Source organism: Acidovorax sp. FG42 (genome assembly GCF_057809195.1).
Genome location: NZ_JBMDJM010000030.1, coordinates 1 through 21334 on the forward strand (window position 1 = coordinate 1; position 21334 = coordinate 21334).

The following is a 21334-nucleotide window of genomic DNA, read 5'->3' on the forward strand; positions in this document are numbered from 1 at the left end:
GGCTCTTACAGCCCAGAAAACCCCAGTCTCATAAAGACTGGGGTTTTTTGCTTTGGAAAGGCGGAAGTTAATTACCGCTGTCCCTGCATCTTCTGCAACTATTGGCCATGCAACTGCAAGACATTCTCTATTCCCAGGGCTTTGGTACGCGACGTGTCTGTGCGGGGCTGATTCAGCAGGGATGGGTTTCGGTGTGTGATGCGTCGTCGCCCAATGCTGATTACGTCCTTTGCTCGGAGGCAACGGCCGATTTCGAACCCGAAGGACTGCTGCTTCGCGTGCAAGGGGTGGACTGGCCTTTCCACGCCAAGGCTTACGTACTGCTGCATAAGCCCGCCGGTACGGAATGCTCTCAAAAGCCTTCTACCTATCCCAGCATCTACACGCTATTGCCTCCGCCGTTGCGCCAGCGGCCCACAAAGAGTGCCGTGCAAGGCGTGCAGGCAGTGGGGCGTCTTGATCAGGACACCACCGGCATGCTGCTACTGAGCGATGACGGGCAGTTCATCCACCGCTTGAGTTCGCCCAAGAAGCATGTGCCGAAGGTCTATCAAGTCACGACGAAACACCCTGTGGATGAGGCGCAGGTATCGAAACTATTGGCAGGAGTTGTTCTGGACGACGACCCCAAGCCAGTGCGTGCAGCACATTGCACCATGGTGGACACCCATCGCTTGGATATGACACTGACCGAAGGTAAGTACCACCAGGTCAAACGGATGATTGCAGCTGTTGGTAACAGGGTGGAAGGGTTGCACCGCTCTCGCATTGGAGGCATGGACTTGCCGGCTGATTTGGCGCCCGGGCAATGGCGATGGCTCAGTGCGTCAGATCTTGAGCTTTTGAACAGCAACGCTTGAGTCTTTCTTCGGGGGTAGCCGTCATTGTTTGGCGCCAAGCCTGCGGCCGATACATGGTGCTCCTATCCTTGAAGGTCCGGCCATCCAAGCGAATTCGGCCCTCCTGGTGTAGTGCGACGTCATCTCTCAGCGCACCCGGCATCCTTGCTCGTTCCAGTGCCGACATGACTTTGGTCAAAGAGTGCACGATCACCCTGATGTTACGTGTTGTCGCTCAAGACCGCGGCAGGTGCAGCGCTACACTCCAAGGCTGTGTTGAAAGTGGTTTTGTGAAGATTCTCTCGATTGCACGCACCTGCGTTGTGGCCCTCGGTGGGTTGTGGTATTCCGTTGCCAGTGTCGCATCGGGTGCGCCGCCTCTTTTTGTGCTCAATTCGCTGGAGGCCAACGTCAGCGTCATCGACCCGGTGACTTGGACTGAGACGGCCCGCATACCGACAGGCAAAGAGCCGCACCATCTGTACCTGACGCCCGATGAGAAATCGATCATCGTGGCCAACGCGCTCGGCGATACCCTGACTTTTGTAGACCCTCGTACCGCCGAGGTGCAGCGTACGGTGCGTGGCATTGTGGACCCCTACCACCTGCGCTTCAGCCCGGACATGAAATGGTTCATCACGGCCGCTAACCGCCTGAACCATGTGGATTTTTACCGCTGGGATGGCAAGGACTTGACGCTGGTGCAGCGTGTGGCCACCTCCCGCACGCCCAGCCATCTGTGGATCGATAGCCGCAGCACCACCGTCTACTCGACCATGCAGGACAGTGACGAACTGGTGGCGATTGACATTGCCACTCAGACCATCAAATGGCGCGTCAAAACAGGCCCCATGCCTGCGGATGTCTACGGCAGTCCCGATGGCAAACATCTGTTTGTGGGCCTCACGGGCGGTGACAGCGTGGAGGTGTTCGATATCTCCGGGCGTGAAGCAGTCAGCGTCAAGCGGATCAAAACAGGCAACGGTGCGCACGCCTTTCGTGCCGCTGGCGACGGGCGCCATCTGTATGTGAGCAATCGCGTAGCCAATTCGATCAGCAAGATCGATATGAACACCCAGCAGGTCGTCGAGTCGTACCCTGTGCCTGGCGGACCTGATTGCATGGATGTTTCGGCGGACGGACGCTACATCTACGTCAGTTCGCGTTGGGCAAGGAAGCTGTCCGTGGTGGACACCCAGGCCAAGAAGGTGGTGCGTCAGGTCAACGTGGGTAAATCGCCCCACGGTGTTTGGACCTTGCAGCACGCACCGCGTTGAGCGTTGCACAGCCGGTCAGAGGTATGTTTCTCAGCGCTCTTCGTGTACCTCACGGCAGGCGCCGCAATGCTATTGTATTGATAGCTGCTTGGTCATGTTTCACTAGCGCTACTGCGCAAAATGACTGCAAAAAGCCTCTCTACCTGACCTTTGATACGGGCCACATGGAAGTGGCGCCCTTGGTGGCGGAGGTCCTCAAACGCCAGCAGGTGCACGTGACCTTCTTTGCCGCCAACGAGCGCACGAAGGAAGGCGATGGAAGCCTGGGAGACCATTGGGCTCCGTGGTGGCGTGCACGCGCTGCAGAGGGGCATGAGTTTGCCTCCCATACCTGGAACCACACGTACTGGCGCGCCGATGCTGGCAACGCACAACACCCGGCGTTTCGGGTTCGCCCCTCGGCGGGACCGCGTGAGGGGCAGAGTTTTGTGATGTCGGCGGCTGAATACTGCGAAGAAATCACCCACGCAGCGGATCGTTTGAAGGCCATTACCGGCAAAACGCCTTTGCCCCTGTTCCGCGCGCCGGGTGGCAAGACCTCTGCACAATTGATTGCCAGCGCGAAGGCCTGTGGCTACGCGCATGTGGGTTGGTCGCCCGCCGGCTTTTTGGGCGATGAGCTGCCCAGTGAGACGGCCAGCAACACCGCGTTGCTGAACAAGGCGCTGCGCGATGTGCACAGTGGCGACATTCTGCTGGCTCACCTGGGGATCTGGTCGCGCAAGGACGCCTGGGCGCCCGCCGTGCTGGAGCCTTTGATTGAAGGGCTCCAGCAGCGAGGGTTTTGCTTTCGCACCCTGCGGGACCATCCGGACTATGCAGCCGCAGTGGCTCAGGTTCGCTAGAGGGGCTGTGGGGGCCAGTGTGACCATGGATGCAGTGGCGCAGGGCGCAGTTGCCGGATGGGTGCATGAATAAACGGGTGCCAGGGAGCGCAACACGATGGGATGGCTAGGCGGCGTATTTGACAGCGTGCAGCAATGGCTTTTTGAGAGCGTGCTGCAGCCGATGATGTTCACCACAGGGCTGGCCAGCCTGCTGGAGAACGGCTATGAGGCATCCGGCTGGCTGCTGGTGGGATTGCTGCAGCTGGTGGTCATCGTGGCTGTGATTGGCCCCATGCAGCGCTGGTGGCCGGTGGAGCAGATCAATGACCGCGCCACCATTCGCACTGACATCCTCTACACCCTGATTCACCGGCTGGGATTGTTCCGGCTGGCGCTGTTTTTCACGGTGGATCCGCTGGCGGATTCACTGTTTGGTGCCTTGCGTGTGGCGGGTGTCAGCACGTTCCAGCTCGATGGCATCTGGCCGGGTGTGACGGACATCTCCTGGGTCAGTTTGCTGCTGTACCTGGTGGTGTTCGATTTTGTGGACTACTGGATCCACCGGGGGCAGCACCACTTCGAGTGGTGGTGGCGACTGCATTCGCTGCACCATGCGCAGCAGCAGATGACGATGTGGAGCGACAACCGAAACCACCTGCTCGACGACCTGCTGCGCGACGTGATTTTGGTGGCGGTGGCGCAGCTGATTGGTGTTGCGCCAGGGCAGTTCATTGCCATCGTCGCCATCACCCAGCTCAGCGAGAGCTTTCAGCACGCCAACGTACGGCTGTGGTTCGGCCAGGTGGGCGAGCGGCTCTGGATCAGCCCCCGGTTTCACCGCCGACACCACAGCATCGGCATTGGCCACGAGACGGTCAAGCCCTCGTCTGCGGCGACATCGGGCCAACCCGCAACCCCACCGCGCGTGGTGCTCGGCGGGCACAACTTCGGGGTGCTGCTGCCCTGGTGGGACATGCTGATGGGCACGGCCAACTTCGAAAAGCGGTTTGATCCGACCGGCGTGCGCGACCAGGTGGAGCCGGGCCCCGATGGCCGCGTGCGCGACTACGGCAGGGGATTCTGGTCCCAGCAATGGCGGGGCGTACTGAGGTTGCTGGGCAAGGCCTGAGCGACCCGGCGGGCGCTGCCTGTATGCTTGCCGCCATGGGATTACTGCTTGATTCTTTCTGGCGTGCCGCCGCCTACTGCCTGCGTCCGCGTGTGATCGCGCTGTCGCTCCTGCCCCTGGTCTTGATGGCCTTGTTGGCGATGGGCCTGGGCTATTTTTACTGGGACGGGGCAGTGCAGGCAATGCGCACTTTGCTCGACGCCTCCTCGTTGCTGGCCAGCGTCTGGGGCTGGCTCCAGGGCTGGGGGTTGAGGGATGTGACGGCCGTCATGGCGCCGTTGATGGTGGTGCTGGCTGTGGCACCTGTACTGGTGGTGGTGTCGCTGCTGGCCGTGGCGGTGCTTATGACGCCTGCCCTGGTGGCCTTGGTGGCTGCCCGGCGTTTTCCGGACCTGGAGCGCAAAAAAGGCGGGTCTTTCATCGCGAGTGTTGCCTGGTCCGTGGGCTCCACGGTGCTGGCGCTCGTGGCGCTGGTGGTTTCGGTTCCGCTGTGGCTGGTTCCGCCGCTGGTGCTCGTTCTGCCGCCCTTGATCTGGGGGTGGCTGACTTACCGGGTGATGGTGTTTGATGCGCTGGCGGACCACGCCAGCAAGGAGGAGCGCCAGGAGATCTTCCGGCGCCATCGCAGCAGCCTGCTGGGTATTGGCATCGTCACGGGTTACCTGGGGGCGGCACCCAGCATCGTGTGGGCATCGGGTGTGGTGTTTGCCGCCGCGTTTTTTGTGCTGGTGCCACTGGCGATCTGGATCTACACCCTGGTGTTCGCGTTTTCCTCGCTGTGGTTCACGCACTATGGCCTGGCCGCCTTGCAACGCTTGCGGGCCGAGCGGGGGACGAATATGCCCATGGCCGAGCCCGCCCCTTCGTCGGCCTCGTCTGCATTGACCCCACGCCATGCTGACACGCCGGCGCTGGAAACTGCGGCCCCTGCTGCGGCCGTGCTACCACCCCCTGCCATTTCGCCCTCTGGAGACAACGCACCATGACACCTACCTTCGGCCTCATCATCGTGGGCGACGAGATCTTGTCAGGCAAACGTGCCGACAAGCACATGCCCAAGGTGATCGAACTGTTGTCGGCACGCGGCCTGTCCCTGGCCTACGCCGACTATGTGGGGGACAGCCCGGACCGGATCACAGCCACCTTGCAGCGGGCGTTCGCGTCGGCCGATGTTGTGTTCTCGTGTGGTGGCATTGGTGCAACGCCTGACGACCACACGCGGCAGTGCGCTGGACGAGCCCTGGGCCAGGATCTGGCACTGCACCCAGAGGCCGAGGCGCTGATCCGCGAACGCATGCAGGATGTGGCGCGAGAGCAGGGCGTGCCCTACGAGCCTGATCGCTCTGACAACGTGCACCGCCTCAACATGGGCATGTTCCCGGTGGGCGCGCGCATCATCCCCAATCCTTACAACAAGATCCCCGGCTTCAGCTGCGACGGGCCTGGCGGTGGATCCGTGCACTTCGTTCCTGGGTTCCCTGTGATGGCCTGGCCCATGATCGAGTGGGTGCTGGAGCACCATTACGCAGCCCATTTCAACCGCGCGCCGCAGACCGAGCAGTCAGTGGTGGTCTTTGGCGCGATGGAGGCATCGTTGACGCCCCTCATGGAGCAGATTGAAAAATCGCACCCTGATGTGCGGGTGTTCAGTTTGCCCAGTGTAGATCATCCACAATACGGGCGGCATATCGAACTGGGTGTCAAAGGGCCAGCGTCTTCCGTGCCCGCAGCATGGCAGGCACTAAAAACAGGTTTGCACGAATTTGGTGCAAATTGTGGCCCTGAATTGGTGCGCAACCTCTGAGACCCAGATTAGAAAGATGGATTGCACCGTATTGGTGCTTTTGGGCGTATGCCACGCCGACCTGCTGCCAGTAGCGCTCCTTCATAGTGCGGTGCTGCACTCGGCTGGCACGCAAACTGCTTTTGTTTCAGCAAACTCTTTTTTCAACAAGCGCTTTATCCAGGAGAACCTGATGGCCAAGACCGTTGCAGACGTGATGAAGATGGTGAAGGAGAACGAAGTCAAGTTCGTTGACTTCCGTTTCACCGATACCCGTGGCAAACAACAGCACACCACGGTGCCCGTCTCTCACTTCGACGAAGACAAGTTCACTTCGGGCCACGCCTTTGACGGCTCGTCGATTGCCGGTTGGAAGGGCATCGAAGCCTCCGACATGCAGCTGATCCCCGACCCGAGCACGGCTAACATCGATCCTTTCTTCGAAGAAACGACGCTGATCCTGACCTGCGACGTGATCGAGCCCGCCGACGGCAAGGCCTATGACCGTGACCCGCGCTCCATCGCCAAGCGCGCTGAAGCCTACCTGAAGGCCTCCGGTCTGGGCGACACCGCCTACTTCGGTCCTGAGCCAGAATTCTTCATCTTCGACGGCGTTCGCTGGAGCACTGAGCCCAACAACACCTTCTACGAAATCGAAGAGTACGAAGCTCCTTGGAACACCGGCGCCAAGCTAGAAGGCGGCAACCGTGGCCACCGTCCCACCGTCAAGGGCGGGTACTTCCCAGTGCCTCCCGTTGACAGCACGCAAGACATGCGCGCCGAGATGTCCCTGATCCTCGAATCCCTGGGCATCCCTGTCGAAGTGTTCCACCACGAAGTGGCGGGCGCTGGCCAGAACGAAATCGGCACCAAGTTCAGCACGCTGGTCGAGCGCGCCGACTGGACCATCCTGCAAAAGTACGTGATCCACAACGTGGCCAACGCCTACGGCAAGACCGCCACGTTCATGCCCAAGCCTTACCACGGCGACAATGGCTCCGGCATGCACGTGCACCAGTCCGTGTGGAAGGACGGCAAGAACCTGTTCGCTGGCGACGGCTATGCCGGTCTGTCGGACTTTGCGCTGTACTACATCGGCGGCATCATCAAGCACGCCCGTGCCCTGAACGCCATCACCAACCCCGGCACCAACAGCTACAAGCGCCTGGTGCCTCACTTCGAAGCCCCGGTGAAGCTGGCCTACTCGGCCAAGAACCGTTCTGCCTCGATCCGCATTCCTTATGTGGCCAACCCCAAGGGCCGTCGCGTGGAAGCCCGCTTCCCCGATCCACTGATGAACCCTTACCTGGGCTTCGCAGCACTGCTGATGGCCGGTCTGGACGGCGTGGAAAACAAGATCCATCCGGGCGAAGCCGCCACGAAGGACCTGTACCACCTGCCTCCAGAAGAAGACAAGCTGGTGCCTACCGTGTGCCACAGCCTGGATCAGGCCTTGGAGCACCTGGACAAGGACCGCGCGTTCCTGACCAAGGGTGGCGTGTTCACCGACAGCATGATCGACGCCTACATCGATCTGAAGATGAACGAAGTGACCCGCTTCCGCATGGCCGTGCACCCTGTCGAGTACGACATGTACTACTCGCTGTAATCGTCTGCTTGCAGACCATGGCTCAAAAAGGCGGCGTAAGCCGCCTTTTTTCATGGGCGGGCGAAGCGGGCGGACGCGCTGAGTGCACGTGGTGGAACCAAGGCGTCCGGTGTTGCATCCGTATACACAGCCCTGCAAGGGTCTGTCTTTGTTGGATTGGAGATGTGAGGTGATTGGGGGATACTCCCCCGACCCCTGCATGTCCGTGCGAGGAAACCGAATGAAAAAAACGCTCATCACCCTGCTTCTCATCGCCGCCGCCGTTCCCGCAGTCCAGGCGCAAGACCGCATCTATCGTTGCGGCAACGAATACACCAACAACGCGCAGCAGGCCAAGGAGCGTGGCTGCAAGCTGGTCGAAGGCGGCAATGTCACCGTGGTGCAGGGCACCCGCCCGGCGTCTGCCGCAGCCCCTGCCGCCGGTGGCGGTGGGGCAGCAGCTCCGTCGTCTGCGACCTCGCCCGCCAACGCTCCGCGCGTGAGCAACAACGAGCAAAAGTCCCGTGACTCGGATGCCCGCGCCATTCTGGAGTCCGAGCTGCGCAAGGCGGAAACGCGCCATGCCGAGTTGCTCAAGGAATACAACAACGGTGCGCCCGAGCGCAATGCGCTGGATCTGCGCAACCCCCAGCGCTATACCGAGCGCACGGCCGAACTCAAGGCCAGCCTCGCCCGCAGCGAGAGCGACATCGCAGGGATCAAGCGCGAGATTGCCCGCCTGCCCGCGCCCGCTGCGCCCACCAACTGACAACGGCGACAGCGCGTGAGTGCCCCTTCCTTTCCCGACCTGCCCGGCACTGACACCGGGCGTTTTCATTCCCTGGACCTGATGTCCACCCTGGTGGCGGTGCTGCGTGCGGATGATGGTGCCGTGCAGTTTGCCAACGCCGCCCTGGAAAACACGCTGGGCCTCTCGCGCCGCACCCTGGAAGGGGCGGACTTTTCCACCTTCTTCACCGACCCCGCATTGCTGCAGACCGCCCTGGCGGGCGCCCGGGGCAAAGACTTTGCCGCGCTGCGCTACGAGGCCAGCCTGAAACGCCTGCACCAGGACCCGGTGCCCGTGCATGTCAATGTGGCCGATGCCGAGCAGGTGGGCGAAATCCTGGTGGAGCTGTGGCCGCTGGAGCAGCAGGCCCGCCAGGACCGCGAAGAGCGCCTGCGCGACCAGGCCCAGGCCAACAAGGAGCTGATCCGCAACCTGGCCCACGAGATCAAGAACCCGCTGGGCGGCATTCGGGGCGCGGCGCAACTGCTGGAGATGGAACTCGATAACCGCGAGCTCACCGAATACACCCAGGTCATCATCCACGAGGCCGACCGCCTGCAAAGCCTGGTGGACCGGTTGCTAGCTCCCCACCGCCATCCGCATCTGGTGGGCGACGTGAACATCCACGAGGTGTGCGAGCGGGTGCGCTCGCTCGTGCTGGTCGAATACCCGCAGGGCCTCAAGGTACAGCGCGACTACGACACCTCCATCCCCGAGTTTCGTGGGGACCGTGCGCAGCTCATTCAGGCGGTGCTGAACATTGTGCAGAACGCGGCCCAGGCGCTGTCAGAGCGTATCGCCAAGGGCGATGCCGTGATCACGCTGCGCACACGTGTGGCCCGCCAGGTCACGTTCGGCCGGCAACGCTATCGGCTGGCACTGGAATTGCATGTCATCGACAACGGACCGGGCGTACCCGATGCCATCAAGGAGCGGATTTTTTACCCATTGGTGTCGGGTCGGGACGGCGGATCAGGGCTGGGGCTGACGTTGGCGCAAACCTTCGTGCAGCGACACCACGGGTTGATCGAATGCGACAGCGTACCGGGTCGCACCGACTTCCGAATCCTGATCCCCTTGCCTTGACAGCGCACGACGGTCCCTGACACGCAACCACAGGGAAGGTAAGAAAAACATATGAAGCCGATCTGGATAGTAGATGACGACCCCTCGATCCGCTTCGTCCTGGAAAAGGCGCTGGCCCGCGAGAACCTGCCCACGCGCAGCTTCACGCATCCGCGCGAAGTGCTGGACGCACTGGCCGATGTCACTGCGGGCGACCCCGCCCGCCAGGGCCCCCAGGTCTTGGTGAGCGACATCCGCATGCCCGGAGGCTCGGGCCTGCAACTGCTGGAGAAGGTGCGCGAGCTGCAGCCCGGCCTGCCCGTCATCATCATGACGGCGTACTCCGACCTCGACAGCGCGGTGTCGGCCTTTCAGCGCGGCGCGTTCGAATACCTGCCCAAGCCCTTTGACCTGCCCAAGGCGGTGGAGCTGATCCGACGCGCGGTCGAAGAGAGCCAGCGCGAAGAAGTTACCGAAGAGCGCCAGACCGCGACCCCCGAAATGCTGGGCCAGGCGCCCGCCATGCAGGACGTGTTCCGCGCCATCGGGCGGCTGTCGCAAAGCCAGGTCACTGTGCTCATCACCGGCGAATCCGGCTCGGGCAAGGAGCTGGTGGCGCGTGCGCTGCACAAGCATTCGCCCGTGGCCGATGGCCCCTTTGTGGCCATCAACACCGCCGCCATTCCCAAGGACTTGCTGGAGAGCGAACTCTTCGGCCACGAGCGCGGTGCCTTCACTGGTGCGCAGACGCAGCGGCGCGGCCGCTTCGAGCAGGCCGAGGGCGGCACGCTGTTCCTCGACGAAATCGGCGACATGCCGTTTGACCTGCAGACACGCCTGCTGCGCGTGCTGTCTGACGGCCAGTTCTACCGGGTGGGCGGCCACGCGGCCGTCAAGGCCCATGTGCGCGTGATTGCCGCCACGCACCAGAACCTGGAGCAGCGCGTCAAGGAAGGTGGCTTCCGCGAAGACTTGTTCCACCGCCTCAACGTGATCCGCTTGCGCCTGCCGGCCCTGCGCGAGCGGCACGAGGACGTGCCCATGCTCACGCGCCACTTCCTGCAGCAAAGCGCGCGGCAGCTGGGTGTGGAGCCCAAGCGCATTGCCGACTCGGCGCTGGCGCGGCTGGAGCAGTTTACCTTCCCGGGCAATGTGCGCCAGCTGGAGAACATCTGCCACTGGCTGACCGTGATGGCACCCGCGCAGGTGATCTCGCTGCAAGACCTGCCGCCCGAGGTGCTGGAGGCCCCGGTGTACCAGCCGCCCGTGCGCGCTACCGCGGGTGCCGAGCCTGCGGCGACGACGGTGACGTCCATGCCGGTGGCCCCGCTGGCGCCTGTCGCCCCGGTGGTGCAGCCAGCGCCCGAGCTGGTGGGGGGGCTGCACCCCGCAGCGCCCGTGTCGACTCCCGTGCCCGCGTCTGCACCTGCGCCCGCTGCGTCCTGGTCGGCCGACGCTGTGGCAGCCCCTGTGGCTGCTGCCCACAGCTGGGAGCAGGCACTCGAAACCGAAGCGCAAAAACTGCTCGCGGGCGGCCAGCCCGAGGTGTGGGACGCGCTCACGCGGCGCTTTGAGTCACGCCTGATTCGCACGGCCCTGGTGGCCACCCACGGCCGCCGCATGGAGGCCGCGCAGCGCCTGGGCATTGGGCGCAACACCATCACCCGCAAGATCCAGGAGCTGGGCCTGGATGCGCCGGATGAAGCATGAAAATGGCCGCAGGCGCATGTTGATCATGCCTCTGCAGCTATTGAAATCATAGCAATGCAAGGTGCTACTACCTCGCCGGTGGCATCGCTGTAACACGGCCCTGATGCGCGTTGCCCATCGCACCGCATGGCGGGCCATGTCCTACATGTAGGCCCTCCCTGGGCCGACCTGGCACTCCGGAGGTGGCTTCAACAATGAAGTCACTGTCAACCAACCGGAGATGTTCCTATGTCGGATTTCAACGATGCCAACCGTGACCCTTTGACCAATGAGCCTGGTGCTCACCCCGTCGGAACGGGCGTGGGTGCAGCCCTGGGTGGCGCTGCTGCCGGCGCTGCTGCTGGTGCTTTCGGCGGCCCGGTCGGCGCTGCCATTGGTGGCGTAGCAGGGGCTGTGGCCGGCGGCCTGGCTGGCAAGGCGGCTGCCGAGGCCGTCAATCCCACCGAAGAAGACGCCTACTGGCGCGAAACCTACCACCGCGAGCCCTACTACGTGGGCGGCCGCACGTACGACCAATACCGTCCCGCCTATGAGCTGGGCTGGTCGTCTGTGGGCCGCTACGAGGGCGACTTTGACGCCATCGAGCCGCGCCTGGCGGACGACTGGCGCGCACGCCACGGCAGCGACGGCTTGGCCTGGACCGATGTGCGCCCCGCCACGCGTGCGGCGTGGGAGCGCGCCGCCAACCGCACTACGCTCGCCACCGACCGCCCCATGGACGTGATCGACGCCGAAGATGTGGTCGATGTACTCAATGACCTGCTGGAGTCTGCACGCGACGGCGAGTACGGCTTCCATGCCTGTGCGGAGCATGCCGAGTCGGGCCAGCTCAAGGGCATTTTCCAGCGCCACTCGCGTGAATGCGCCGCTGCCGCTGTCGAACTGGAGCATGAGATCCGCCGCCTGAATGGCGACCCTGCACAGGGCGGCACGGTGGCAGGTGCGTTGCACCGGGGCTGGGTGTCGGTGAAGACGGCACTCTCCACCCGCGACGACAAGGCCGTGCTGGAAGAGTGCGAGCGTGGCGAGGACGCGGCGGTGGCCCGCTACCGCAAGGCGTTGAAGGCCGCACTGCCTGCCGATGTGCGGGCGCTGGTGGAGCGCCAGGCACAAGGCGCCCAGCGCAACCACGACGAGGTGCGTGCGCTGCGCGACGGGTTCTCGCCACGGCCCTGATCCCAGTGGCCACGGGTGCCCCTTGGGTGAGCCACGCCTGAGATGGCGCCTGTGCTGCACCTGAGAGGGTTGCCCCCAGAAAAAAGGCTGCCAGAGGAATACTCTGGCAGCCTTTTTTTTGCGTCGCTTGCGGGCAGCCTGAGGACTGCAGCCCAGCGGTTCTACGGCGTATCAGGCGCTCATCGTGACCACCACCGGCGCGTGGTCGCTGGGTTGCGGGTTCTTGCGCGGAGCGCGGTCCACCACGCAGGCCGTCACTGTGGGCTTGAGCGCTTCGCTCACCAGAATGTGGTCAATGCGCAGGCCCCGGTTTTTCTGGAAGCCCAGCATGCGGTAGTCCCACCACGAGTAGCTTTTTTCGGGCTGCTCGAACATGCGGAAGGCATCGGTCAGTCCCAACGCCAGCAGCGCCTGGAAGTGGTTGCGCTCTTCGGTCGTGTGGTGGATGGTTTCGCGCAGGCCGTCGGGGTCGTACGAGTCGCGGTCTTCCGGCGCCACATTGAAGTCGCCCACCAGCACCAGGCGCGGGTGGGCCGCCATCTCGGCGCGCACCATGTCCTGCAGGGCCTGCAGCCAGCGCATCTTGTAGGCAAACTTTTCCGAGCCCGGCTCCTGGCCGTTGACGAAGTAGCCGTTGAGTAGGCGCAGCGGGCCTGTGGGCGTGTCCAGCGTGGCGGCAATGACGCGGGCCTGCTCGTCGCCAAAGTCAGGGATGTTGCGCACCACGTCGCGCAACGGGTGGCGGCTCAGGATGGCCACGCCGTTGTAGGTCTTCTGGCCGAAGGCGACGGCTTCGTAGCCCGCCTCTTTCAGCGCGTCGTGCGGAAACTTGTCGTCGGTGAGCTTGAGCTCCTGCAGGCACAGGGCATCGACCGGGTTGGCGGCCAGCCAGGCCAGTACCTGGGGCAGGCGCACCGACAGGGAGTTCACGTTCCAGGTGGCAATTTGCATGGTTTTTGGCCGGTAGCGCTAGTGGATCATGCGCTGGTAGCTATCAAAATGTGGGTAGAAGAGTGATGGGGCTGCGCCGTCAGCTGCGGCGCACACGGGTCACAAAGCTGAACGGCAGTCCGTTGGTGCTGACATGGTGCTCGCGGGCGGTTTCTACCCATTCTGCGCCCAGCACGGGGGCATAGGCATCGCCGTCAAAGTCTTGCGCAATCTCCGTCACCTCCACGCAGTCTGCCAGGGGCAGGGCCTCGGCATAGATCTGCGCGCCGCCGATGATCCACACGGTCTTGCCCGCGTCGCACAGCGCCAGGGCGTCGGCCAGGCTGCCAGCGCGGTGGGCACCCTCGGCCTGCCAGTCGGCCTGACGCGTCACCACGATGTTGGTGCGGCCGGGCAGGGGGCGAAAGCGCGGGGGCAGCGAGTCCCAGGTCTTGCGGCCCATGACCACCGGGCAGCCCTGCGTGAGCTGCTTGAAGTGCGCCATGTCCTCGGGGATGTGCCAGGGCAGGCGGTTGTCCTTGCCGATGACGCCGTTGGCCGCGCGGGCGTAAATGAGGTGCAGGGGCATAGGGCTCGCTCGGTGCTTGGTAGGTGGATGGGATCAGATGTGCAGGAACGCCAGCGCGCCCACGCCCAGGCCCACGGCGGCCACGCCGTACATGCCGTATTCCAGCCACTTCTTCTTGGTCAGCAGCGCAATGGCGGCCAGCGCAATCGCCACCTGCAGCGCGGTGGTGGCCTGGGCCCAGCGGTGGTGCTGGTGCATTTGGGCTTCGCTTTGCTGGTCGAACGCGTGGGCATCGGCCTCCAGCTTCTCGGCCACAGTCTTGATCTCGTTCTTTTCTTTTTCGTAGCGGTCGATCTTGGCCTGGTACTTGGCCTTTTCGGTCTCGGCCGGGGTCAGGTCACGCGCCAGCTCGGCCAGGCTCTGTTTGGTGCTTTTGGACTGGAAGTAATTCCACTGGTTGGAGGCCTCGGTCTTCTTGATGGCCGCGTCGTTCTTCATCAGGCCCGCATTGGCCTGCGTGGCGCCGCCCATGTAGGCAAAGATGGCGCCCACCGTGGCCACAATGGCCGTGAACATCGCAATCTTGTTGGTGGACGAGCCGCCGCCGTGGTCCGCGCCGTGGTGCGCGGCATTGTGGCCGTGGGTGGCATGTTCGACCGCGTGGTCGTGGGGGCCGTGTACGTGGAATCCGCCGGAAGACATGGATAGAAACTCGTTGTATTGGTTATGGGGGAAGGCAGGGCAGGTGCAGCCGGCGCTCCGGGGCGGTGATCAGACCGCCACGGGCGCCTTGATGGCCGGGTGGCACTGGTAGTCCAGTACCTCAAAGTCTTCGTACTCGTAGTCGAAGATGCTGTCCGGCTTGCGCTTGATGTTCAGCACGGGGTAGGGGTAGGGCGTGCGTGCCAGTTGCGTCTCAACCTGCTCGTGGTGGTTGCTGTAGATGTGGCAGTCGCCGCCCGTCCAGATGAAGTCGCCCACGTCCAGGTCGCATTGCTGCGCCACCATGTGGGTCAGCAGCGCGTAGCTGGCGATGTTGAAGGGCACGCCCAGCCCCGCTAACCGGCCAAATTCTGTCCAGTTCATTGAATTCAGGGCCTTGGCAGCCAATTCTGTATTGAGCATTTGTTCAGCCCTCGGGACGGCTGCAAAAAAATAGAAATGTTGCCGGCTTCCAACAAGGGCGGCTTCCTGAGATTGTCTCTTATCACACCCTGCAAGTTGCGCACTTGGAGCCATCTCACTTTAGTTATGGCCGCCTCGTTGAGCTCCCTGGACCCGCCACGTACCTTCGGCGTCCGGATGCACGTTCGTTTCAGTGCGCGAGGTGCGGCTGCCCGTAGCTTCTGCGCTTGACCGGCCCAGCCATTTTCTGTGCCGGCGCGACAATTTGGCCTGCGTAGCATCCTTCATACAGAAGGACTTTGTCGAATCCCTTGCCCTTCGCAATGGTCATCAGTTGGATGCCTCGCAATTCTTAAATGCTGCTGTAATGTGCTCTTGCACAAGTTGTGTTCTCGCGGTTTCCACTGCGGCAATAAATTTATGTGCAGCACGCGTCGATGGATAAGACGCACTGACGTTTACCCGCTGTCTTGATATTCGAGTACGAGCTACCGAGAGGTTGTGGAGAGGGGAAGAACGAGTTCTTCAGTGGAGTTATTCTCCTCCACGTCAGAGCCACCCTTGAAGAAGAGCCTCGATGTGTCGACGGGCCCGAGTTGTTCATATGGGCTGCCCTGACGCTCAAGTTTTATCAGTCAGTAAGCACTGGCTGGTAGTCATAACGCGGTCCCATGGGTAGACTGTTGAAGAGCCAGCTCATCAACGCTTCATAGAGGATGTGGGTTGATAAGAATTACAAGCGTGCTGGATTGAGAGATAGGACTGCTCAGCGTGCTTCTGAATCACCTTCCCATCCAGTTTTCATCAGAGCCTTTCGAAGGTTACGCAGTTCCCTACGTAGATAGAGAGCAGTTTCGTGAACTTCGACATAGTCTGACCAAGACGCACTTCGTCCATCGCGAGAGCGATGAAGTTCTTCTGTTTCCCTACGAAGCAGGTGTGGAGACTGAAGGTGACCGAAGAGTTTTCAACGCTGCCGAAGACTTTAGCATTGCCAATGCGCTGGCACGGAATGGTCTGCTTCTTCAATTCTTCAACCACAACCGCCGCATCTCAGGCGTGCGACCGGTGAAGTTTGTCCGAGACACACAAAACCTTCTTAAGGGCGATGCAGCCGAACTCTTCGCCATCTTCCCTGAATACTCGTTCGACATTCGGCCCTTGGCTCCACAGGAAGGCGAGTTTGTCAACGGCGTGTTGGTCAACTTCAATGCGCGATTCCTCATCAAACCAAACCTTCAAGAGCTCGTCGCTCAGGGGTTAAACCCGTGCGGTCTTTATGTTGTGAAGCAGGCTGAGCGAGACAACCCGTACATCATTCCAATGTTCAATCGAAGGTTGGTTGGGCGAGTGGAGCGTATCGACGGAGAGGTTGCACGGCTGGTCGATGCGCGGGAAGATGAGGTACTAGTAGAAAGCCTTCACGTCGAGGCAACTCTTCGGAATTTCGAGCGGGTTGGTAAGGCGCTGCTAGGGAGGCGCTATGACGCAGTGTCGAGGCAGATGTTCCCGACCCTGTACTCGGTCTCAGGTGCGGATAAGCAGTTGGCGCGTGTGCAGCAGCTTATGGAGGCGTTCAAAGACCTTCAAGGGACCATCCCATGTTGCGAAGGGTTGAGCATCTCCCTTGCAGGCATGCTGACCGAAGTTCAGCAGGGCGACCATGTGGGTAACTTCAGGAAATTCAACTCCCCTCAATGCAGTCTCAAACCTGGTGGCACTATCACCGTGTCGTGGCCTGTCGACCCCAAGCTCAACAAGAACGGTCCATTTGACACCGACGGCTTTTCCAAGAAGGAGCCGAAGATTGGCATCCTTTATCCGGAAGATAGCAAGGGCAGGGTGGAGGCGCTTGCTGCACAACTTCGCGACGGGGTACCCTCCGACGGCGAGCGGGATTCGGCATTCTCTCAAGGTATGCCGCGTAAGTACCGACTGAGGCGGCTTTCGTATACCGGAACTGCCGTCACGGTTGATGGCGACAGAGCGGCGGCATACAAGAAGGCTGCACTGGAGGCTGCGAAGCAGGAGCTGGACTTGGCGCTCGTTGTCATCACCGAAGCCGATAGAGCCCTTTTGGGTGCGGGAAGCCCGTACTACACGGCGAAGGCGACGCTGATGTCGCAGGGAGTTCCCGTCCAGGCCATCACCATGGAGACCATTCATAAGCTGAATGCGTACACACTGAACAACCTCGCGCTGTCGCTCTACGCGAAGCTAGGAGGAGTTCCCTGGACGCTGTCCGTACAGCAGCGCCTCGTGCACGAAATCATCGTTGGTATTGGTAGCGCTCGTGTTGGCTTTGACAGGCTATCTGAGCGTGAACGCCTCGTTGGTATCACCACCGTTTTCAGCGGCGACGGTATCTATCTGCTTGGCAATGCGACGACGGAGGCCAGCACAGACCAATACAAGGACCGACTGCTAGAGTCTCTTCGAACGACACTTGCTGAGCTGCGCCGCCGATTCGGCTGGCAGCAAGGCGACAAGCTACGAATCATATTTCACCAGTCATTCAAGCGGTACAAGGAAACGGAGGCAAGTGCTGTCGCCGACCTCATCAAGGAGCTCGACGAATTCGAGGTTGAGTTTGCATTCGTCCAGGTGAGCAGCGACCACGACTGGAAACTATTCGATGACAACTCAAGCGGTGTGAAGTACAAGTCGGGACTGAAAGGCCCTAAGGTTCCGGAGCGTGGCGTATTCATCCCGCTGGGACCCCGCGCTGCTCTTGTAACGTTGACAGGCCCTCACCAGCTCAAGACCGACCTTCAGGGCTGTCCGAGCCCCATCTTAGTAAGCATTCACCCAAGCTCGACGTTCAAGGACCTGCACTATGTCTCCAAGCAGGTTTTCGACATGACCTTTATGTCCTGGCGCTCGTTCAATCCCTCCACTCTGCCTGTCTCGGTTTCCTACCCAAACATGGTCGTAGACCTTTTGGGCAATCTGCGGCAGGTACCGAACTTCAATCCGGACATCCTGGCCACGAAGCTCAAGGAGAGCCGGTGGTTCCTGTGATGGAAACTCAGCTGTCAGAGGTGCTCGAGCGACTGCGGGTCGACATATCCCAGGCCAACCAATCTGGCAATGTCGAAGGTCTACTGGCGAGGCATTTCTTGGGCGAAGACGTCCGGTTGGGCTTCGACTGGGATGTCGATTGCGATGACACGTGGCTCAGCGAGCTTTACGACCCTAGCAGTCTTCCCAGTGTCGCAGCGCTTGCTTTCACGGTGAGGCGCCGGAGCACTGAAGCCATGCTTTCTGCACTCAACAGAGGATTGGCGAGAGCCGTCAGTCGAGATGCAACCGTAGCTAGCCAGAACGTGACCTTGCACAGCCCGCCAGTGCTTGTGGGCCTAGTCCTCGCGGCAGAGCAGTTCAAGGAAACTGCGCCTCACTATTTGAGCTGGTGCCGCGAGGTGATTGGGGCGCTCAAGACGGGCGCAAACAGTGGCGGCGACGCGATGACGCAGTACGCCAGTATCTTGGCGGGCATCCCCCAATCGCCTATCCCCGAGGCTGCAGAAGGCCGGTTGGTGGAGTTGGCAGCGCAAGATTGGCTTTTGTCGCTGCACGGCGCCTCACCAATCATGCCTGCAAGGCGACAGGCCTTGAAGCAGGCCCTCGTTGAACAAGCACTTCGCGAGGATTCTGGAAGCAGAACTGCAAATGAAGCAGCTTTGATTTGGCGGGCCATCCACAACGCAATCTCGGAAGCAACAAGCGACATGTTGCGGTCGCCTGTGACGGTCATACACATGCTGGAGCAATTCGAGGCTAGCATGAAGCGGTGGCGGTGGGATGCACAGGAATTGAGGTCCCCGATTTGCTGGCCCCTTGTTAGCGAGCGTGAGGTGCAGGATGTCCTCTATATGATGCTTCGCCCTGTGTTTCTCGACTTGGAGGACGAGGACACACTTCCGAAGTTTGGGCATTCGACATATCGCGCCGATTTCGGCATTCCCAGCCTCGGACTGCTGATAGAGGTGAAGTATGCGCGTAGCGCGGCTGCATTCAAGGACATCGAGAAAGAGGTTCTCGAAGACATCGTTCCGTACCTCCAGACACCAGAGAGGTACAGCCGAATTGTCGTCTTCATCTATGACGACTCAGCAAGCGTGCAAGTTCACGAAACCACAGCGCGGGCCTTGCGCAGGGCTCCCGGCATTGATGGCGTCGTGATTGTTAGTCGCCCATCACAGCTTCCGGCAAACCAGACCAGTTCGTGCCCAACTAAGAAAGAAGCACTTACGCGACGAACTCCCGGCAAACCTTCCAAGTCCACTGCGGTTTCTGTTCCGCGGAAAAGGCGGCACCCCGGAGCTTCTTGACTCGCATAGTCGGTGGGCGAATTCAGGGGACTCTGCTGCCGAACTTGGGGATTACTTCCGCGCAAGTCCCGCTGGAGGTGTTTTTCCAATGCGTTCGGTGACCTCTTTCCATTTTTTTGCGCCTGTCTTCGCTGCTTCCAAGGGTGGGCCGAAGTCCTCCAGACGTATGTCGAAGACGGAAACAGCCAATTGATTGCTGCCGTGCGAGTGCGATATCAGTCGCTGGTGTTCCTTGTCGTAGGGGGCTTGCGCCGTCGAGCCGCCAAATTCGCCGATGTTTGCGATAAGGACGTGCTGGTACATGTGGTACCTCAGTGCGGCTACCATGCCGTCGAACGTCTTCACGTCTTTGTTCATCGCGGCGACGACATACATGTGACTTTCGTCGCGCAGGTCTGCAGCTAGGGAAATATCCGTGGCGTCGTAGCAGATGGAGCCTGTCAGTCGATATGGCTCCCTGTCTGTGTCGCTTGAGTTCACCAGTTCTATCACGACTTGGTAGGGCCTCCATGGCTTGATGCCAAGCGCTTTCTCTTCCGGAACTAGGTTCTGTTTACCCTGGTCGACTTGAACCCACGAGCGTCGTCCGGCCCGGCGTTGCGGAACTAGCCACCGGGCAGTGTTGATAGGGTCACCGCTGGCGGGCTCCTTCGCTCCTAGCAGACCGTAGAACAGTATTGCACCAGTGGCGTCCGAAAATGCCCGCATCAGGTCTTGGTCATCCACATGGATACAGAGCTCTGGGAACACCACCAAGTCGAAATGGGGCTTATCGCTCGTGCCCAGTACGTAGTCCCGAGCGGCCAAATGCTTATTGGTGAGATGCAGTAGTGCAGCCGTGTGATTGCGATGCTTCTCGCGGAAGCCGTAGGCGCTCGTGCCTTCCAGTCCACCGTTGAAATCAGCGTGTAATGGCATCAGCCCCTGCACCATGGCTACCCTCAAGCCACGGGCTCGGTCGAGTGGCCATTCGACCGGATATCGATAGATGGGTAGACGACTGCTGGCCCCGTACAGCGATTCCTGAAATTTCAAGCGCTCTTCGATTGCGTCTTCGAAATCTTTCCTTGTCTTAATCGAAGCCGCTTTCAGCCCATCCCGTTCAGTGACTCCAGGCCACCGAAGTAGGTGCATGAGCAAGTCAGAGAACCAGGGGGTGATGGCCGCTGTTGTACCCCGGAGACCCTCAGCGGTGTGAAGCATGCCAAGGCGGCGTTTGTACCAGGTGCTCTTCAGGCCGCTGTACCGTCCCGTCTCTTCGCTTGAAAGCCAATGTCGCGCGGTGAAGTCTGGTTCTCCCGTCGCAGCAGCTCGCAACAAACGGCCAAATGCGTACATCCAAGCATCGTCGTCACTGCACCATGCCGGAGTGTCGTACGTTCCATTGGTGGTTTTTAGCGTCTCGACCGCGCGAGCTTCAAGGTCAGCGAGAGTTGGATTGTGTAGGACAGTCCAATTCTCTGATTTGACCTTGACGTTTAGCGGAGTGAGCAGTTCAGGGGAAAAGTTGCGAATTTCCGTCGACTGGCTCAGCGCCTGGGCCAGCTTGAGCAGAGCGTTCTCCTGGCTGAACAGCCCTGAAGGATGGGTGATAACTGTCAGGAGTGGAAGCCACTTACCTTCTGGGAGGGGGGAGTCACCGTCGGACCAGCGGGTTGTCGCGAAGTGGGCCAGATATCGAGGCGCTCTGGCAATGATGTCTGCCATCGCCGGTCGGTCAGACGTGAGCAGATGGTGCGCAAGGTCGGGCGCGGTTTCAGCCACAATTGGCCAAGCTCTCGAAATATGCTTAAGCCATCTTTCACCAAGTCGAACAAACCAGCGCGAGTAATGGCGTTTGTCACCGACGAGTTGGTAACCTACCAATGATATGACCACCTCTTCCTCGAGAGTAAGGGGTTCGCGCGAAAGTTTTCCCTGTCCAAATGTTTGTAGGGCCCGATGGTATTTCAGCTCATCACCCGTCTTTGGCAATGCTACCGGTTTCTTCAGGGAGGCAAGTAGCAAGCTCGCTTGTTGAAGAACGTACCAAGGTACTCCCTCCTTCTTCGTTACTTCTATGGCAAGTTCCGCTAACTTGGTTCGATAGCTAGTTACGTCGGCAATCTGGAAAGAAGAATCCTTTTCCGTTTCTCTTCCTGTCTCGGTTGCTCCAGCTTTGAATAGGTCTGCAAGGATGTTGATTTCCACGCAAAGCTGACCCACCATTTCCATCGAATCTTGACCCACCCT

The 21334-nt window shown here is 60.9% G+C and carries 16 protein-coding genes and 2 pseudogenes; 13 read left to right on the top strand and 5 right to left on the bottom strand.

The annotated features are described in order from the left end of the window. Nucleotides 1–107: 107 nt before the first annotated feature. From ACODSM_RS22200 to ACODSM_RS22250, 11 genes are all read left to right on the top strand, one after another. Nucleotides 108–860: a 16S rRNA pseudouridine(516) synthase gene (locus ACODSM_RS22200; protein WP_488806922.1), complete on the top strand. Its 753-nt coding sequence runs from the start codon at nucleotides 108–110 to the stop codon at nucleotides 858–860. A 269-nt stretch (nucleotides 861–1129) separates the two neighbouring features. Then, nucleotides 1130–2116 (top strand): YncE family protein, encoded by a 987-nt coding sequence (locus ACODSM_RS22205; RefSeq protein ID WP_422849636.1) that lies wholly within the window; start codon nucleotides 1130–1132, stop codon nucleotides 2114–2116. Between the two features lie 23 nt (nucleotides 2117–2139). Next, on the top strand, nucleotides 2140–2961 hold the full coding sequence (locus tag ACODSM_RS22210; RefSeq protein WP_488806923.1) for a polysaccharide deacetylase family protein: 822 nt from the start codon (nucleotides 2140–2142) through the stop codon (nucleotides 2959–2961). A gap of 97 nt (nucleotides 2962–3058) precedes the next feature. Continuing rightward, the gene (locus ACODSM_RS22215) at nucleotides 3059–4072 is read left to right on the top strand and encodes a sterol desaturase family protein (protein WP_488806924.1); all 1014 of its coding nucleotides are present in this window, start codon (nucleotides 3059–3061) and stop codon (nucleotides 4070–4072) included. Nucleotides 4073–4107: 35 nt separating this feature from the next. Beyond that, on the top strand, nucleotides 4108–5058 hold the full coding sequence (locus ACODSM_RS22220; RefSeq protein ID WP_488806925.1) for an EI24 domain-containing protein: 951 nt from the start codon (nucleotides 4108–4110) through the stop codon (nucleotides 5056–5058). Beyond that, on the top strand, nucleotides 5055–5876 hold the full coding sequence (locus ACODSM_RS22225) for a competence/damage-inducible protein A (protein WP_060985994.1): 822 nt from the start codon (nucleotides 5055–5057) through the stop codon (nucleotides 5874–5876). Before ACODSM_RS22220 ends, ACODSM_RS22225 begins: the two co-directional genes overlap by 4 nt. A gap of 172 nt (nucleotides 5877–6048) precedes the next feature. Beyond that, nucleotides 6049–7464 carry a type I glutamate--ammonia ligase gene (glnA, locus tag ACODSM_RS22230; RefSeq protein ID WP_015013432.1) on the top strand — a complete coding sequence of 472 codons (1416 nt, stop codon included), beginning with the start codon at nucleotides 6049–6051 and terminating at the stop codon, nucleotides 7462–7464. A 220-nt stretch (nucleotides 7465–7684) separates the two neighbouring features. Further along, nucleotides 7685–8212, top strand: a complete 528-nt coding sequence (locus ACODSM_RS22235) for a hypothetical protein (RefSeq protein ID WP_015013433.1) — start codon at nucleotides 7685–7687, stop codon at nucleotides 8210–8212. 81 nt (nucleotides 8213–8293) lie between these two features. Continuing rightward, nucleotides 8294–9319, top strand: a complete 1026-nt coding sequence (gene glnL / locus ACODSM_RS22240; RefSeq protein ID WP_043566259.1) for a nitrogen regulation protein NR(II) — start codon at nucleotides 8294–8296, stop codon at nucleotides 9317–9319. Between the two features lie 51 nt (nucleotides 9320–9370). Continuing rightward, nucleotides 9371–11008 (top strand): nitrogen regulation protein NR(I), encoded by a 1638-nt coding sequence (ntrC, locus tag ACODSM_RS22245; RefSeq protein WP_488806926.1) that lies wholly within the window; start codon nucleotides 9371–9373, stop codon nucleotides 11006–11008. Between the two features lie 228 nt (nucleotides 11009–11236). Beyond that, on the top strand, nucleotides 11237–12184 hold the full coding sequence (locus tag ACODSM_RS22250; RefSeq protein WP_488806927.1) for a ferritin-like domain-containing protein: 948 nt from the start codon (nucleotides 11237–11239) through the stop codon (nucleotides 12182–12184). Nucleotides 12185–12355: 171 nt separating this feature from the next. On the opposite strand, the gene xth is transcribed toward ACODSM_RS22250, so the two are convergent. The 4 genes and pseudogenes from xth to thyA form a co-directional block, all read right to left on the bottom strand. Further along, the gene (xth, locus tag ACODSM_RS22255) at nucleotides 12356–13135 is read right to left on the bottom strand and encodes an exodeoxyribonuclease III (protein WP_488806928.1); all 780 of its coding nucleotides are present in this window, start codon (nucleotides 13133–13135) and stop codon (nucleotides 12356–12358) included. A gap of 79 nt (nucleotides 13136–13214) precedes the next feature. Then, nucleotides 13215–13703: a dihydrofolate reductase gene (locus tag ACODSM_RS22260; protein ID WP_488806929.1), complete on the bottom strand. Its 489-nt coding sequence runs from the start codon at nucleotides 13701–13703 to the stop codon at nucleotides 13215–13217. Nucleotides 13704–13736: 33 nt separating this feature from the next. Continuing rightward, nucleotides 13737–14345 (bottom strand): DUF4337 domain-containing protein, encoded by a 609-nt coding sequence (locus ACODSM_RS22265; protein ID WP_488806930.1) that lies wholly within the window; start codon nucleotides 14343–14345, stop codon nucleotides 13737–13739. A 69-nt stretch (nucleotides 14346–14414) separates the two neighbouring features. Then, a pseudogene (gene thyA / locus ACODSM_RS22270) lies at nucleotides 14415–14696 on the bottom strand (thymidylate synthase); the annotation flags it as partial. Between the two features lie 843 nt (nucleotides 14697–15539). On the opposite strand from thyA, the gene ACODSM_RS22275 reads away from it, so the two are divergent. Further along, complete coding sequence (locus ACODSM_RS22275; RefSeq protein WP_488806931.1) at nucleotides 15540–17789, top strand: Piwi domain-containing protein; 2250 nt, start codon at nucleotides 15540–15542, stop codon at nucleotides 17787–17789. Next, nucleotides 17789–19102, top strand: a complete 1314-nt coding sequence (locus tag ACODSM_RS22280) for a PD-(D/E)XK nuclease domain-containing protein (protein ID WP_488806932.1) — start codon at nucleotides 17789–17791, stop codon at nucleotides 19100–19102. The genes ACODSM_RS22275 and ACODSM_RS22280 overlap by 1 nt, the downstream gene beginning before the upstream one ends. A 51-nt stretch (nucleotides 19103–19153) precedes the next feature. Here the strand turns inward: ACODSM_RS22280 and ACODSM_RS22285 are convergent. After that, nucleotides 19154–21334: pseudogene (locus ACODSM_RS22285) on the bottom strand (hypothetical protein); the annotation flags it as partial.

Coding starts and splice junctions, on each gene's coding strand:
- ACODSM_RS22235 (WP_015013433.1), top strand. CDS start 7,685: ATGAAAAAAACGCTCATCACCCTGCTTCTCATCGCCGCCGCCGTTCCC.
- xth (WP_488806928.1), bottom strand. CDS start 13,135: ATGCAAATTGCCACCTGGAACGTGAACTCCCTGTCGGTGCGCCTGCCC.
- ACODSM_RS22260 (WP_488806929.1), bottom strand. CDS start 13,703: ATGCCCCTGCACCTCATTTACGCCCGCGCGGCCAACGGCGTCATCGGC.
- ACODSM_RS22210 (WP_488806923.1), top strand. CDS start 2,140: ATGTTTCTCAGCGCTCTTCGTGTACCTCACGGCAGGCGCCGCAATGCT.
- ACODSM_RS22200 (WP_488806922.1), top strand. CDS start 108: ATGCAACTGCAAGACATTCTCTATTCCCAGGGCTTTGGTACGCGACGT.
- ACODSM_RS22265 (WP_488806930.1), bottom strand. CDS start 14,345: ATGTCTTCCGGCGGATTCCACGTACACGGCCCCCACGACCACGCGGTC.
- ACODSM_RS22225 (WP_060985994.1), top strand. CDS start 5,055: ATGACACCTACCTTCGGCCTCATCATCGTGGGCGACGAGATCTTGTCA.
- ACODSM_RS22220 (WP_488806925.1), top strand. CDS start 4,108: ATGGGATTACTGCTTGATTCTTTCTGGCGTGCCGCCGCCTACTGCCTG.
- ACODSM_RS22215 (WP_488806924.1), top strand. CDS start 3,059: ATGGGATGGCTAGGCGGCGTATTTGACAGCGTGCAGCAATGGCTTTTT.
- ntrC (WP_488806926.1), top strand. CDS start 9,371: ATGAAGCCGATCTGGATAGTAGATGACGACCCCTCGATCCGCTTCGTC.
- glnA (WP_015013432.1), top strand. CDS start 6,049: ATGGCCAAGACCGTTGCAGACGTGATGAAGATGGTGAAGGAGAACGAA.
- ACODSM_RS22250 (WP_488806927.1), top strand. CDS start 11,237: ATGTCGGATTTCAACGATGCCAACCGTGACCCTTTGACCAATGAGCCT.
- glnL (WP_043566259.1), top strand. CDS start 8,294: ATGTCCACCCTGGTGGCGGTGCTGCGTGCGGATGATGGTGCCGTGCAG.
- ACODSM_RS22280 (WP_488806932.1), top strand. CDS start 17,789: ATGGAAACTCAGCTGTCAGAGGTGCTCGAGCGACTGCGGGTCGACATA.